The sequence below is a fragment of the Burkholderia sp. Tr-862 genome, from assembly GCF_011753085.1.
GTDB classification, from domain to species: domain Bacteria; phylum Pseudomonadota; class Gammaproteobacteria; order Burkholderiales; family Burkholderiaceae; genus Burkholderia; species Burkholderia ambifaria.
Genome location: NZ_VWWG01000022.1, coordinates 22,451 through 36,476 on the forward strand (window position 1 = coordinate 22,451; position 14,026 = coordinate 36,476).

Consider the following 14,026-nt stretch of genomic DNA (forward strand, 5'->3'; position numbering starts at 1 on the left):
ATGCAAAAGCAATTCAAGCAACTGGTTCTGCTGGCTGCACTGGTGCCGACGTTCGCGATGGCGCAAGCGCTGTCGAATTCCGCACCGGCTGCGACCGCGGCAGCTGCGCCGATCGACGCCGACAAGAAGGCTGCGATCAAGGATCTGCTCGACGCGATCGACGCGCCGAAGCTCGTGTCGGCTATCGGCAACAGCGCCGAAATGCAGGCAAAGCAGCTCGTGCCGGCGATCCTGTCGGACGCGCTGTCGGAAAACAAGTCGCTGAACGACAAGCAGAAGCAGGCCGCCGTGCCGTCGCTGCAGAAGAACGCGGTGCCGAAGCTGGTTGACGGCGCGGGCAAGGTGTTCGGCACGCAGCAGTTCCAGAGCGACGCGATGTCGGCTCAGTACGACGCCTACGCGAAGTACTACAGCACGTCGGAGATCAAGGATCTGACGACGTTCTACAAGAGCCCGACGGGCCGCAAGTTCATCCAGGTTCAGGATCAGGTTGGTCGCGACGTGGTCAACGGCCTGATGCAGAAGTACATGCCGCAAGCGATACAGGCGACGCGCGCGCAGGCTGACAAGGAAGTCGCGGCAGTCAAGCCGGGCAAGTAAGCCGTCCGGGCACGCCGCCCGGCCATTCGGGCGGGTTTGGCGGGAGCCTGATGACAGTGCGATAATGGCCGTTTGCGCGTGAGCGCAAGCGGCCATTCCTTTTCTGGCGCGGTTCTTTCTGCCGGCGGCAAGCCGGTCGCGTCCCTCCCGAGGTTTTCACGATGCGCGTCTTTAATTTCTCCGCCGGTCCTGCGGCGCTGCCCGAGGAAGTGCTGCGGCAGGCCGCCGACGAAATGCTCGACTGGCACGGCAGCGGCATGAGCGTGATGGAGATGAGCCATCGCGGCAAGGAATTCATGTCGATCCACGAGGCGGCGCTGGCCGACCTGCGCGAGCTGCTCGATGTGCCGGCCAGCCACCGGATCCTGTTCCTGCAGGGCGGCGGCATTGCCGAGAACGCGATCGTGCCGATGAACCTGCTCGGTTCGCGCAAGACCGCCGACTTCGTCGTGACGGGCTCGTGGTCGCAGAAGTCGTTCAACGAAGCGAAGAAATACGGCACGCCGCATCTGGCCGCATCCGGCAAGACGGCGGACGGTTTCACGCGCGCGCCTTCCCGCGCCGAGTGGCAACTGTCGGACGATCCGGCGTACGTGCATCTGTGCACGAACGAGACGATCGACGGCGTCGAGACGTTCGAGATTCCCGACCTCGGCGACGTCCCCCTCGTCGCGGATGTGTCGTCGCACATCCTGTCGCGCCCGATGGACGTCGCGAAGTACGGCGTGCTGTTCGGCGGCGCGCAGAAGAACATCGGGATGGCCGGCGTGACGGTCGTGATCGTTCGCGAGGATCTGCTCGATCGCGCACTGTCGATCTGCCCGTCCGCATTCGAATGGAAGACCGTCGCCACGAACAACTCGCTGTACAACACACCGCCCACCTATGCGATCTACATCGCGGGCCTCGTGTTCCAGTGGCTGAAGCGGCAGGGTGGCCTCGAGGCGATCGAGGCCCGCAATACCGAGAAGGCGAAGCTGCTCTACGACACGATCGATGCGAGCGGCTTCTACCTGAACAAGGTCGAGCCGGCGGCGCGTTCGCGAATGAACGTGCCCTTTTTTCTGGCCGATGAAACGCGCAATGAAGACTTCCTTGCCGGCGCAAAGGCGCGCGGGCTGCTGCAGCTGAAGGGCCACAAGTCCGTCGGCGGCATGCGGGCGTCGATCTACAACGCGGTGCCGCTCGAGGGCGTGAAGGCGCTCGTCGAGTACATGAAGGACTTCGAACAGCGCGGCGCCTGAGCGCGACGCTGTTCAAACAGCACGGCAACTACGCATGGACGACGAACTGAATTCCCGCCTGAAACCGCTGCGCGACCGCATCGATGCGATCGACGCGCAGCTGATCGCGCTCCTCAACCAGCGCGCCGCGGTGGCGCTCGAGGTAGGTGAGGTCAAGAAGCAATTCAACGCGCCGGTGTTTCGGCCGGAGCGCGAGCTGCAGGTGATCGCGCGCCTGCAGGACATGAGCGCGGGGCCGCTCGCGGGCGAGCACATCAGCGCCATCTGGCGCGAGATCATGGCCGCGAGCCGTGCGCTCGAGCAGACGATCCACGTCGCATTCCTCGGGCCGGTCGGCACGTACAGCGAACAGGCGATGTTCGAGTATTTCGGCCAGTCGATCGAAGGGCTGCCGTGTCCGTCGATCGACGAGGTGTTCCGCTCGGTCGAGGCAGGCGCGTCCGCATTCGGCATCGCGCCCGTCGAGAATTCGACCGAAGGCGCGGTGTCGCGCACGCTCGACCTGCTGCTGCAAACTCAGTTGCTGATCAGCGGCGAGCTCGCGCTGCCGATCCATCACAACCTGCTCACGCAGAGCGGCACGCTCGACGGCGTGACGCGCGTCTGCGCACATGCGCAGGCGCTCGCGCAATGCCAGCAGTGGCTTGCCGCGAACGCGCCGCAGCTCGAGCGGCAAGCGGTGTCGAGCAACGCGGAGGCCGCGCGTCTCGCGGCGGCCGACCCGAGCGTCGCGGCAATCGCGGGCGATCGCGCGGCCGCGCACTACGGGCTGCAGATCGCGTTCTCGCTGATCCAGGACGATCCGCACAATCGCACGCGCTTCGTGATCATCGGCAAGGAGCCGGCCGGGCAGAGCGGTCATGACCAGACGTCGCTGATCGTGTCGGTGAAGAACGAGCCGGGCGCCGTGTTCAAGCTGCTCGAACCGCTCGCGCGGCACGGCGTGTCGATGACGCGCTTCGAGTCGCGTCCGGCGCGCGTCGGCACGTGGGAGTATTACTTCTACATCGACATCGAAGGGCACCGGGACGAGGCGGCCGTGGCCGCCGCGCTCGCGGAGCTCGGCCAGAAGGCCGCGTTCCTGAAGATACTCGGTTCGTATCCGCGCGCGCGCTGACGCGCAGCGGCCCGTCACCCGCACCGCGCGGGCGGCGTGGTGCAGCGGGCAGGGCAGGCCGGGTGGCGCTGCCGAAGGCGGGCTCGGGCAGTATCCGGTGCAGGGCGCGCCGGGTGCGGGCCCGTTGCCCGGGATCTGGACTTCCGTGCGCGGGGCGTCGTTCCGCGCGCGTCACTTGGCTCTTGTCGTGTCAGGCTTTGCATTCAACAAACTGGTCATTTTCGGCGTCGGCCTGATCGGCGGATCGCTGGCGCGCGCACTGCGCGAGCGCGCGCCGGGCGGCGCGGGTGAAGTCATCGGCGTCGGCCGTTCGCGTGCGTCGGTCGAACGCGCGCTGGCACTCGGCGTGATCGATCGCGCGGCGGCGCTCGACGACGACGCGCAACTGCGCGACGCACTGGCCGGCGCCGATCTCGTGCTGCTGGCCGCCCCCGTCGCGCAAACGGGCCCGCTGCTCGCGCGCATCGCGCCGTGGCTCGACGCCGCGACGATCGTCACCGACGCGGGCAGCACCAAGTCCGATGTCGTCGCGGCCGCGCGCGAAGCGCTCGGTGCGCGGATCGCGCAGTTCGTGCCGGGGCATCCGATCGCCGGGCGCGAGTCGAGCGGCGTCGAAGCCGCGCTGCCGGATCTGTACGTCGGCCGCAACGTCGTGCTGTGCCCGCTGCCGGAGAACGCGCCCGCGTCGGTCGCGCGGATCGACGCGATGTGGCGGGCGGCCGGCGCCGACGTGCGCACGATGAGTACCGAGCAGCACGATCGCGTGTTCGCATCGATCAGTCATCTGCCGCACGTGCTGTCGTTCGCGCTCGTCGAGCAGATTCTCGGCGAGGCGGATGCCGAACTGAAATTCTCGTACGCGGCGGGCGGCTTTCGCGACTTCACGCGGATCGCGGCGTCGAGTCCCGAAATGTGGCGCGACGTGTGCGTCGCGAATCGCGCGGCGCTGCTCGACGAGCTCGACGGCTACACGCGCGTGCTCGCACGGCTGCGCGCTGCGATCGACGCCGGCGACGGCGCGGCGCTCGAAGCCGTGTTCACGCGCTCGCGCGCCGCACGCAAGGCATGGCAGGAGCGCGGCGCGCAGCCCGCTGCCGAACCGGTCAAGAAATAACAGGACGATTCCCATGGACTATCTCGATCTCGGCCCGTATTCCAGCGCTTCGGGCACCGTGCGCCTGCCCGGCTCGAAGAGCATCTCGAACCGCGTGCTGCTGCTCGCGGCGCTTGCCGAAGGCGACACGACGATCACCAACCTGCTGGATTCCGACGACACGCGCGTGATGCTCGATGCGCTCGGCAAGCTCGGCGTGAAGCTCGCGCGCGACGGCGACACCTGTGTCGTCACCGGCACGCGCGGCGCGTTCACCGCGAAGACTGCCGACCTGTTCCTCGGCAATGCGGGCACGGCGGTGCGACCGTTGACGGCGGCGCTCGCGATCAACGGCGGCGACTATCGCGTGCACGGCGTGCCGCGCATGCACGAGCGGCCGATCGGCGACCTCGTCGACGGCCTGCGCCAGATCGGCGCGCAGATCGACTACGAGCAGAACGAAGGCTTTCCGCCGCTGCGGATCAAGCCCGCGGTGATCGCGGTCGACGCGCCGATCCGCGTGCGCGGCGACGTGTCGAGCCAGTTCCTCACCGCGCTGCTGATGACGCTGCCGCTCGTGAAGGCGAAGGATGGCAGGACCGTCGTCGAAATCGACGGTGAGCTGATCTCGAAGCCGTACATCGACATCACGATCCGGCTGATGGAGCGCTTCGGCGTGACCGTCGAGCGCGACGGCTGGCAGCGCTTCGTCGTGCCGGCCGGCGTCCGCTACCGGTCGCCGGGGCGCATCATGGTCGAGGGCGATGCGTCGTCGGCATCGTACTTCCTCGCGGCCGGCGCGCTCGGCGGCGGTCCGCTGCGCGTCGAGGGCGTGGGGCGCGCGAGCATCCAGGGCGACGTCGGCTTCGCGAATGCGCTGATGCAGATGGGGGCGAACGTCTCGATGGGCGACGACTGGATCGAGGTGCGCGGCATCGGTCACGACCACGGCAAGCTCGATCCGATCGACATGGACTTCAACCTGATTCCCGATGCGGCGATGACCATCGCGGTCGCGGCGCTGTTCGCGAGCGGCACGAGCACGCTGCGCAATATCGCGAGCTGGCGCGTGAAGGAAACCGACCGCATCGCGGCGATGGCGACCGAGCTGCGCAAGGTCGGCGCGATCGTCGAGGAAGGTGCCGACTATCTGGTCGTCACGCCGCCGCAACGGCTCACGCCGAATGCCGCGATCGATACGTATGACGATCACCGCATGGCGATGTGCTTCTCGCTCGTCAGCCTGGGCGGCGTGCCCGTGCGGATCAACGATCCGAAGTGCGTCGGCAAGACGTTCCCCGACTATTTCGACCGCTTCGCCGCGCTCGCCAAAGCCTGACCCGACTCACCCGATGAAATCGACCCGACCCTTTCACCCGACCCCCGTCATCACGATCGACGGCCCGACTGCTTCCGGCAAGGGGACCGTCGCGGCGCTCGTCGCCGCGCATCTTGGCTTCCACCTGCTCGACAGCGGCGCGCTGTACCGTCTCGCGGCGCTCGCGAGCGTGCGCTACGGCATCGCGGCGGAGGACATCGATGCGCTCGTGAAGCTGATCGACGATCTTCACATCACGTTCCGCGAGGGCTGCGCGCAGCTCGACGGCGTCGACGTGTCGAACGACATCCGCGCCGAAGCGGTCGGCAACCGCGCGTCGGCGATTGCCGTGCACGGGCCGGTGCGTTCCGCGCTCGTCGCGCGCCAGCGCGCGTTTCGCAAGACGCCGGGCCTCGTCGCCGACGGGCGCGACATGGGCACCGTGATCTTCCCGGACGCCGTGCTGAAGGTGTTCCTGACGGCCAGCGCCGAGGCGCGCGCGACCAGACGGCATAAGCAATTGATGCAAAAAGGTTTTTCTGCTAATATAGATGACTTGCTCCGGGATCTTCGTGAACGTGACGCGCGCGACAGCAATCGCGCAGCGGCGCCACTGAAGCCTGCGGCAGATGCCGAGCTGCTCGATACGTCGGCGCTTTCGGTCGATGAAGCTGTCGACCAGGTGCTGCAGTGGTACCGGGCGCTCGGCCAGCCCGCCTGAGAAGGCGGGTGGTTGTAGGTGCTTCGCGCTTGAGCGCGAAGCGTGTTTCGAACCCTTAACCCCGTGTGGAATTCGATCTGGCCCTTTCAGCCTGCCATTTCGGCCGGCGTGGCACAGCGATCCATGCACAATCAGATTTTTATGTCCGACCTGCAAACCTCCACCCCGAATACCGAATCCTTTGCGGCTCTGTTCGAAGAGTCGCTGACCCGCCAAGACATGCGCGCCGGCGAAGTGATTTCCGCCGAAGTCGTGCGCGTCGACCACAACTTCGTGGTCGTCAATGCAGGCCTGAAGTCCGAGGCTTACATTCCGATCGAGGAATTCCTGAACGATCAGGGCGAGGTTGAGGTGCAGTCGGGCGATTTCGTGTCCGTCGCGATCGACGCACTCGAAAACGGCTACGGCGACACGATCCTGTCGCGCGACAAGGCGAAGCGCCTTGCATCGTGGCTGTCGCTGGAAAAGGCCCTCGACAACAACGAACTCGTCACCGGCACGATCACCGGCAAGGTGAAGGGCGGCATGACCGTGATGGTCAACGGCATCCGCGCGTTCCTGCCGGGTTCGCTGGTCGACACGCGTCCGGTCAAGGACACGACCCCGTACGAAGGCAAGACGCTCGAGTTCCGCGTGATCAAGCTCGATCGCAAGCGTAACAACGTCGTGCTGTCGCGTCGTGCAGTGATCGAAGCAACCCAAGGCGAAGAGCGCGCGAAGCTGCTCGAGACGCTGAAGGAAGGCGCGATCGTCAACGGCGTGGTCAAGAACATCACCGACTACGGCGCGTTCGTCGACCTCGGCGGCATCGACGGCCTGCTGCACATCACCGACATCGCATGGCGTCGTGTGCGTCACCCGAGCGAAGTCCTGTCGGTTGGCCAGGAAGTCACCGCGAAGATCCTCAAGTTCGACCAAGAGAAGAACCGCGTCTCGCTGGGCATCAAGCAACTGGGCGACGATCCGTGGGAAGGCATCTCGCGCCGTTACCCGTCGGGCACGCGCCTGTTCGGCAAGGTCACGAACATCACCGACTACGGCGCATTCGTCGAAGTGGAATCGGGCATCGAAGGCCTCGTCCACGTGTCGGAAATGGACTGGACCAACAAGAACGTTGCGCCGTCGAAGGTTGTCCAGCTGGGCGACGAAGTCGAAGTCATGGTCCTCGAGATCGACGAAGATCGTCGTCGTATCAGCCTCGGCATGAAGCAGTGCAAGCCGAATCCGTGGGATGACTTCAGCCGCAACTTCAAGAAGGGCGACAAGATCACGGGCGCAATCAAGTCGATCACCGACTTCGGCGTGTTCATCGGTCTGCCGGGCGGCATCGACGGCCTGGTCCACCTGTCGGACCTGTCGTGGAGCGAAACCGGCGAGGAAGCCGTTCGCAAGTACAAGAAGGGCGACGAAGTCGAAGCAATCGTGCTCGGTATCGACGTCGAGAAGGAGCGTATTTCGCTCGGCATCAAGCAGCTCGAAGGCGACCCGTTCAGCAACTACGTTGCAATGAACGACAAGGGCTCGATCGTCGACGGCGTGGTGAAGACGGTCGATGCGAAGGGCGCGGTCATCTCGCTGACGGGCGACATCGAAGGCTACCTGCGCGCATCGGAAATTGCGCAGGATCGCGTCGAAGACGCACGCAACGTGCTGAAGGAAGGCGACAAGGTCAACGCGATGGTGATCAACATCGATCGCAAGTCGCGTGGCATCAACCTGTCGATCAAGGCGAAGGATTCGGCTGAACAACAGGAAGCGATCCGCGGCCTGCAGTCCGACTCGAGCGCTGCCGCGACCGGTACGACCAACCTCGGCGCGCTGCTGAAGGCGAAGCTCGACGGCCAGAACCAGTAAGCCTCACGAGGTCTGCTGAAGTATGACCAAATCCGAGTTGGTCGCGCAGCTGGCACTGCGATTTCCGCAACTTGTCCTCAAGGATGCGGATTTCGCGGTGAAAACGATGCTCGATGCGATGTCCGACGCCCTGTCGAAAGGGCATCGCATCGAAATTCGGGGTTTCGGCAGCTTCGGCCTCAACCGTCGCCCGGCGCGCGTCGGACGCAACCCGAAGTCGGGGGAGAAAGTGCAGGTGCCCGAGAAGTTCGTGCCTCACTTCAAGCCCGGCAAGGAATTGCGCGAACGCGTCGACGGCCGCGCCGGCGAGCCGCTGAAAGCTGATGATCCGGACGACGAGCGTTGAGCGTCGTTCGGTTTGCCCGGAATCTGTCCGGCGAAGGCTGAAGAAAAAAGCGCCCCTTGCGGGCGCTTTTTTCGTTTTCGGCGGCCGCGTGGCAACGCGCATCCACAGGATGTGCGGTGACGCGGAAACGCTTCCTTTACAATACGGGTCGATTCGGCGTCGCGAAGGGGAGTCGCGCGTCACGGCAAACCTCAACAAAGAGAGGGCTACATGAAGTTTATCGTCTGGCTGATCCGGGTATTGGTGTTCGTGCTGCTGCTGGTGCTCGCACTGGCCAATACGCAAACCGCGACGCTGAATTTCCTTGCCGGCTATGCATGGCAAGCGCCGCTGATCCTGATCGGCCTCGCGTTCTTCGTCGTGGGTCTGCTGGCCGGCCTGCTGTCCGCGCTGCCGGCGATCTTCCGTCTGCGCCTCGAGAACGGACGCCTGAAGCGCGACCTGCGCGCTGCGCGCGAAACCCCGGTCGTCGTCGATCAGCCGCCGATGCCGCCCGTCATTTAATACGGACGCCGCGCGAATCTCGCGCGGTTTTCGTCTCTGCTTCGATATTTCGCATGGATCTGGATTTCTGGTGGTTGCTCGCAATTCCGGTGGCGTTCGCGCTCGGCTGGGCGGCGTCACGCTATGACCTGAAGAACCTCCTGTCGGAGAGCGCCAACCTGCCGCGATCGTATTTCCGCGGCCTGAACTTTCTGTTGAACGAACAACCGGACAAGGCGATCGACGCGTTCATCGAGGTCGCGAAGCTCGACCCCGAGACGGTCGAACTGCACTTCGCGCTCGGCAACCTGTTTCGCCGCCGCGGTGAAACGGACCGTGCGATCCGCGTGCACCAGAATCTGCTGAGTCGCACGGACCTGCCGGTGAACGAGCGCGACCACGCGCTGTATGAACTCGGCCAGGATTTTCTGAAAGCCGGCCTGCTCGATCGTGCCGAAGAGGCCTTCCACCGGCTCGCCGACGGCGACTACGCGCTGGGTGCACAGCGGGCGCTGCTGACGATCTACGAGATCGAGAAGGACTGGAACAAGTCGATCGATACCGCGAAGCGGATCGAGTCGATGAGCGACAAGCCGCTCGGTATCGAAATCGCGCAGTTCCATTGCGAACTCGCGCAGGACGCACTGCAACGCAAGAACGCCGCGGCAGCGGCCGAACAGCTGAAGCTCGCGCTTGCCGCGAACCCGCAGAACGTGCGCGCGACGATACTGTCCGGCGATGCAGCTTCGGCGGCGGCCGATCACGCTGCCGCGATCGAGCACTGGAAGCGCGTCGAAGCGCAGAATCCGGCTTATCTGCCGCTCGTCGCCGACAAGCTGATGAAGGCCTATGTCGCGCTCGGCAAACCGGTCGAGGGTGCCGAGCTGCTGATGGGCTATGTCGAGCGTTATCCGTCGAACGACCTGCTCGAAATCGCGTATCAGCACATCGCCGGGTTGCGCGGCCAGGAGGCCGCGCATACGCTCGCACGCACGCAGATGGAGAAGTCGCCGAACCTGTCCGGCATGCTGCACCTGCTGGACGCGCAAATCGCGGCCGCCGACGAGCCGCGCCGTAAGGAACTTGAAATGATGCGCGCGCTGATCAAGCAGCGCACCAAAAATCTGCCACGCTATACGTGCCAGAATTGCGGTTTCCGGGCACGGCTCTTCTACTGGCAGTGTCCCGGATGCAGCGGCTGGGAAACCTATGCACCGCGCCGCGTCGAACCTGCGATGCCGGGCTGATCCCGGCGTGCGGCGCCGACGCGCTGCGGTTGCCGCCGGGTCCGGCCCGGCGGCCAAGTTAGTCAATTACCGGGACGTACCGGAACATCTATGAAAATCACCATCATCGGCACCGGCTATGTCGGTCTTGTCACGGGCTCCTGTCTCGCCGAGATCGGCCACGACGTCTTTTGCCTGGATGTCGATCAGCGCAAGATCGACATCCTGAACAACGGCGGGATGCCGATTCACGAACCGGGCTTGCTGGACATCATTGCGCGCAACCGCGCGGCAGGACGTCTGCGTTTCTCGACCGACATCGCGGCGAGCGTCGCGCACGGCGAGATCCAGTTCATCGCGGTCGGCACGCCGCCTGACGAGGACGGGTCGGCCGACCTGCAATACGTGCTCGAGGCCGCGCGCAACATCGGCCGTCACATGACGAGTTTCAAGGTGATCGTCGACAAGTCGACGGTGCCGGTCGGCACCGCGCAGCGCGTGCATGCCGTGGTCGACGAGGCGCTCGGCGCTCGCGGGCTCGCGGGCAGCGTCGCGCACCAGTTCTCGGTCGTATCGAATCCGGAATTCCTGAAGGAAGGCGCGGCAGTCGAGGACTTCATGCGCCCGGACCGAATCATCATCGGCGTCGACGACGACGAGACGGGCACGGTGGCGCGCGAGAAGATGAAGAAGCTGTATGCGCCGTTCAACCGCAACCACGAGCGCACGATCTACATGGACGTGCGTTCGGCGGAATTCGCCAAGTATGCGGCGAATGCGATGCTCGCGACGCGCATCTCGTTCATGAACGAGATGTCGAATCTCGCCGACAAGGTCGGCGCCGACATCGAAGCCGTGCGCCGTGGGATCGGCTCCGATCCGCGCATCGGCTATCACTTCCTGTACGCGGGCGTCGGTTACGGCGGCTCGTGCTTCCCGAAGGACGTGCAGGCACTGATCCGCACCGCGGGCGAAAACGGCCAGCCGCTGCGCATCCTGGAGGCCGTCGAGGCCGCCAACTCCGCGCAGAAGGATGTGCTGATCGGCAAGATCGAACAGCGCTTCGGCGCGGACCTGACCGGTCGCGAATTCGCGGTCTGGGGCCTCGCGTTCAAGCCGAATACGGACGACATGCGCGAGGCGCCGAGCCGCCGGCTGATCGCCGCGCTGCTCGAGCGCGGCGCGACCGTGCGGGCGTACGATCCGGTCGCGATCGAAGAAGCGCGCCGTGTGTTCGCGCTCGATCTTGGCGAGGCTTCCGACGCGCTTGCGCGCCTCCATTTCGTCGATACCCAGGACGCAGCCGTGACCGCCGCGGATGCGCTCGTGATCGTCACCGAGTGGAAGGAATTCAGGAGCCCGGATTTCACGCGCCTGAAGGCCGAACTGAAGGCGCCGGTGATCTTCGACGGGCGCAACCTGTACGAGCCGGACGCGATGGCCGAACTTGGCATCGACTACCATGCGATCGGGCGTCCGCATGTCGCTCCCCAGTCCCTCTCCCGTGGATGAACGCACGATGACTACCCTTCGAGAAGTGGTGCCGGTACCGCGTGCGCAGCTCGCGGGTTCGCGCGTGCTCGTCGTCGGGGACGTGATGCTCGACCGCTACTGGTTCGGCAACGTCGACCGCATTTCGCCGGAAGCGCCGGTTCCCGTCGTGCATGTGCAGCGTCAGGAGGAGCGCCTCGGCGGCGCGGCCAACGTCGCGCGCAACGCCGTGACGCTTGGCGGTCAGGCCGGGTTGCTGTGCGTGGTCGGCTGCGACGAACCGGGCGAGCGGATTGTCGAGTTGCTCGACAGCAGCGGCGTGACGCCTCATCTCGAGCGCGATGCGTCGCTGCCGACGACGATCAAGCTGCGCGTGCTCGCGCGTCAGCAGCAATTATTGCGGGTCGACTTCGAGGCGGTGCCCACGCACGAGGTATTGCTCGCCGGGCTCGCGCGTTTCGATGCACTGCTGCCGCAGCATGACGTCGTGCTGATGTCGGATTACGCGAAAGGCGGCCTGACGCACGTGACGACGATGATCGAAAAGGCCCGCGCGGCCGGCAAGCCGGTGCTCGTCGATCCGAAGGGCGGCGACTGGGCGCGCTATCGCGGCGCATCGCTGATCACGCCGAACCGCGCCGAGTTGCGCGAAGTCGTCGGTCAGTGGCAATCGGAAGACGACTTGCGCGAGCGTGTCGCCAGGCTGCGTGCGGATCTCGATCTCGACGCGCTACTGCTCACGCGTTCGGAAGAGGGGATGACGCTTTTTTCCGCAGCGGGCGAACTGCATGCCCCGGCGCTCGCGCGCGAGGTGTATGACGTGTCCGGCGCGGGCGATACCGTGATCGCGACGGTCGCGACGATGCTCGGTGCTGGCGTGCCGCTCGTCGATGCCGTCGTGCTCGCGAACCGTGCGGCAGGCATCGTCGTCGGCAAGCTCGGTACGGCCACGGTAGACTACGACGAACTGTTTCACTGAGCGCATTCGGCGGCGCGCCGCACGGATGTCTCGTAATTTTTCAGGCAGAACGATCATGACCATCATCGTCACCGGCGCAGCCGGTTTTATCGGCGCGAACATCGTCAAGGCGCTCAACGAGCGCGGCGAGTCGCGCATCATCGCAGTCGACAATCTGACGCGCGCGGACAAGTTCCGCAACCTCGTCGATTGCGAGATCGACGACTATCTCGACAAGACGGAATTCGTCGAGCGCTTCACGCGCGGCGATTTCGGCAAGGTACGCGCGGTGTTCCACGAAGGCGCCTGTTCGGACACGATGGAAACCGACGGCCGCTACATGATGGACAACAACTTCCGCTACAGCCGCGCGGTGCTCGATGCGTGCCTCGCGCAGGGCGCGCAGTTCCTGTACGCGTCGTCGGCCGCGACCTACGGCGGCTCGACGCGGTTCGTCGAGGAGCGCGAGGTCGAGGCGCCGCTGAACGTCTACGGCTATTCGAAGTTCCTGTTCGACCAGGTGATCCGCCGCGTGCTGCCGAGCGCGAAGAGCCAGATCGCCGGGTTCCGCTACTTCAACGTGTACGGCCCGCGCGAGACGCACAAGGGCCGCATGGCATCGGTCGCGTTCCACAACTTCAACCAGTTCCGCGCGGAAGGCAAGGTCAAGCTGTTCGGCGAATACAACGGTTATGCGCCGGGCGAGCAGACGCGCGACTTCGTGTCGGTCGAGGACGTCGCGAAAGTGAATCTGTTCTTCTTCGATCATCCGGAGAAGTCGGGCATCTTCAACCTCGGCACCGGCCGTGCGCAACCGTTCAACGACGTCGCATCGACGGTCGTGAACACGTTGCGCGCGCTCGACAACCTGCCGCCGCTGACGCTCGCGCAGCAGGTCGAGCAAGGGCTGATCGAATATGTGGCGTTCCCCGACGCGCTGCGCGGCAAGTACCAGTGCTTCACGCAGGCCGACCAGACGAAGCTGCGTGGTGCCGGTTACGATGCGCCGTTCCTGACGGTGCAGGAAGGTGTCGACCGCTACGTGCGTTGGCTGTCCGGCCAGGTTTAAACGCACGCGCCGCATCGCTAGACTGGGTCTCACGGTCGGCAGCCGCCGATCGTTTTCATCGGAGATCCAGCACATGATCAAAAAATGGTTTGCCGCGGCCGCGATGCTCGGCGCGATCGCGTCGGCATGGGCGGCCGTCGACGTCAACACCGCGAACGAAGATGCACTCGTCGGCATCAAGGGCATCGGTCCCGCGCGGGCAAAGGCGATTCTCGACGAGCGCGGCGCACGCGGCCCGTTCAGGAATGCAGAAGATCTCGCGTCGCGCGTGAAAGGCATGGGCGGCCATACGGTCGAGCGCCTTCAGCAGGAAGGGTTGACGATCGGCGCGGCCGGTTCGGTTGCGACGGCATCGGCCGCGGGCAAGCCGGCTGCGGCGAGACCTGCCGCGGCGCCTGCCCGCACTGCGCAGAAGTAACGCATACGAGACGAAAGGCTCCTTCAGTCGCCGTGTTGCGACGGCTTCCCGCGGCATGCCGCGGGTTTTTTGCGTCATGCCGCGTGCG

The 14,026-nt window shown here is 65.3% G+C and carries 14 protein-coding genes; all 14 read left to right on the top strand.

What is annotated here, in order from left to right:
• On the top strand, positions 1-600 hold the full coding sequence (locus F3J14_RS09740; RefSeq protein WP_006750759.1) for a DUF2059 domain-containing protein: 600 nt from the start codon (positions 1-3) through the stop codon (positions 598-600).
• Positions 601-761: 161 nt separating this feature from the next.
• On the top strand, positions 762-1,844 hold the full coding sequence (serC, locus tag F3J14_RS09745) for a 3-phosphoserine/phosphohydroxythreonine transaminase (RefSeq protein WP_166722799.1): 1,083 nt from the start codon (positions 762-764) through the stop codon (positions 1,842-1,844).
• A 34-nt stretch (positions 1,845-1,878) separates the two neighbouring features.
• Positions 1,879-2,961, top strand: coding sequence for a prephenate dehydratase (gene pheA, locus F3J14_RS09750; RefSeq protein WP_166722800.1), 1,083 nt, complete (start codon positions 1,879-1,881; stop codon positions 2,959-2,961).
• Positions 2,962-3,148: 187 nt separating this feature from the next.
• The gene (locus F3J14_RS09755; RefSeq protein WP_166722801.1) at positions 3,149-4,075 is read left to right on the top strand and encodes a prephenate dehydrogenase/arogenate dehydrogenase family protein; all 927 of its coding nucleotides are present in this window, start codon (positions 3,149-3,151) and stop codon (positions 4,073-4,075) included.
• A 13-nt stretch (positions 4,076-4,088) separates the two neighbouring features.
• Positions 4,089-5,393, top strand: coding sequence for a 3-phosphoshikimate 1-carboxyvinyltransferase (aroA, locus tag F3J14_RS09760; RefSeq protein ID WP_166722802.1), 1,305 nt, complete (start codon positions 4,089-4,091; stop codon positions 5,391-5,393).
• 13 nt (positions 5,394-5,406) lie between these two features.
• Positions 5,407-6,093: a (d)CMP kinase gene (gene cmk, locus F3J14_RS09765; protein ID WP_006756792.1), complete on the top strand. Its 687-nt coding sequence runs from the start codon at positions 5,407-5,409 to the stop codon at positions 6,091-6,093.
• A 123-nt stretch (positions 6,094-6,216) separates the two neighbouring features.
• The gene (rpsA, locus tag F3J14_RS09770) at positions 6,217-7,947 is read left to right on the top strand and encodes a 30S ribosomal protein S1 (protein ID WP_324251283.1); all 1,731 of its coding nucleotides are present in this window, start codon (positions 6,217-6,219) and stop codon (positions 7,945-7,947) included.
• Between the two features lie 22 nt (positions 7,948-7,969).
• Complete coding sequence (locus F3J14_RS09775) at positions 7,970-8,293, top strand: integration host factor subunit beta (protein ID WP_006750752.1); 324 nt, start codon at positions 7,970-7,972, stop codon at positions 8,291-8,293.
• A 210-nt stretch (positions 8,294-8,503) separates the two neighbouring features.
• Entirely contained in the window at positions 8,504-8,797 is a 294-nt protein-coding gene (locus F3J14_RS09780; RefSeq protein WP_006756794.1) for a LapA family protein, read from the top strand.
• Positions 8,798-8,850: 53 nt separating this feature from the next.
• Positions 8,851-10,023, top strand: coding sequence for a lipopolysaccharide assembly protein LapB (gene lapB, locus F3J14_RS09785; protein ID WP_166722804.1), 1,173 nt, complete (start codon positions 8,851-8,853; stop codon positions 10,021-10,023).
• A gap of 90 nt (positions 10,024-10,113) precedes the next feature.
• On the top strand, positions 10,114-11,514 hold the full coding sequence (locus F3J14_RS09790; RefSeq protein ID WP_166722805.1) for a UDP-glucose/GDP-mannose dehydrogenase family protein: 1,401 nt from the start codon (positions 10,114-10,116) through the stop codon (positions 11,512-11,514).
• A 7-nt stretch (positions 11,515-11,521) separates the two neighbouring features.
• A complete protein-coding gene (gene rfaE1 / locus F3J14_RS09795) occupies positions 11,522-12,472 on the top strand; it encodes a D-glycero-beta-D-manno-heptose-7-phosphate kinase (RefSeq protein ID WP_166722806.1) in 951 nt (316 codons plus the stop codon).
• Positions 12,473-12,527: 55 nt separating this feature from the next.
• The gene (gene rfaD, locus F3J14_RS09800) at positions 12,528-13,520 is read left to right on the top strand and encodes an ADP-glyceromanno-heptose 6-epimerase (protein WP_166722807.1); all 993 of its coding nucleotides are present in this window, start codon (positions 12,528-12,530) and stop codon (positions 13,518-13,520) included.
• A gap of 73 nt (positions 13,521-13,593) precedes the next feature.
• Positions 13,594-13,938, top strand: coding sequence for a helix-hairpin-helix domain-containing protein (locus F3J14_RS09805; RefSeq protein WP_166722808.1), 345 nt, complete (start codon positions 13,594-13,596; stop codon positions 13,936-13,938).
• Positions 13,939-14,026: the final 88 nt, after the last annotated feature.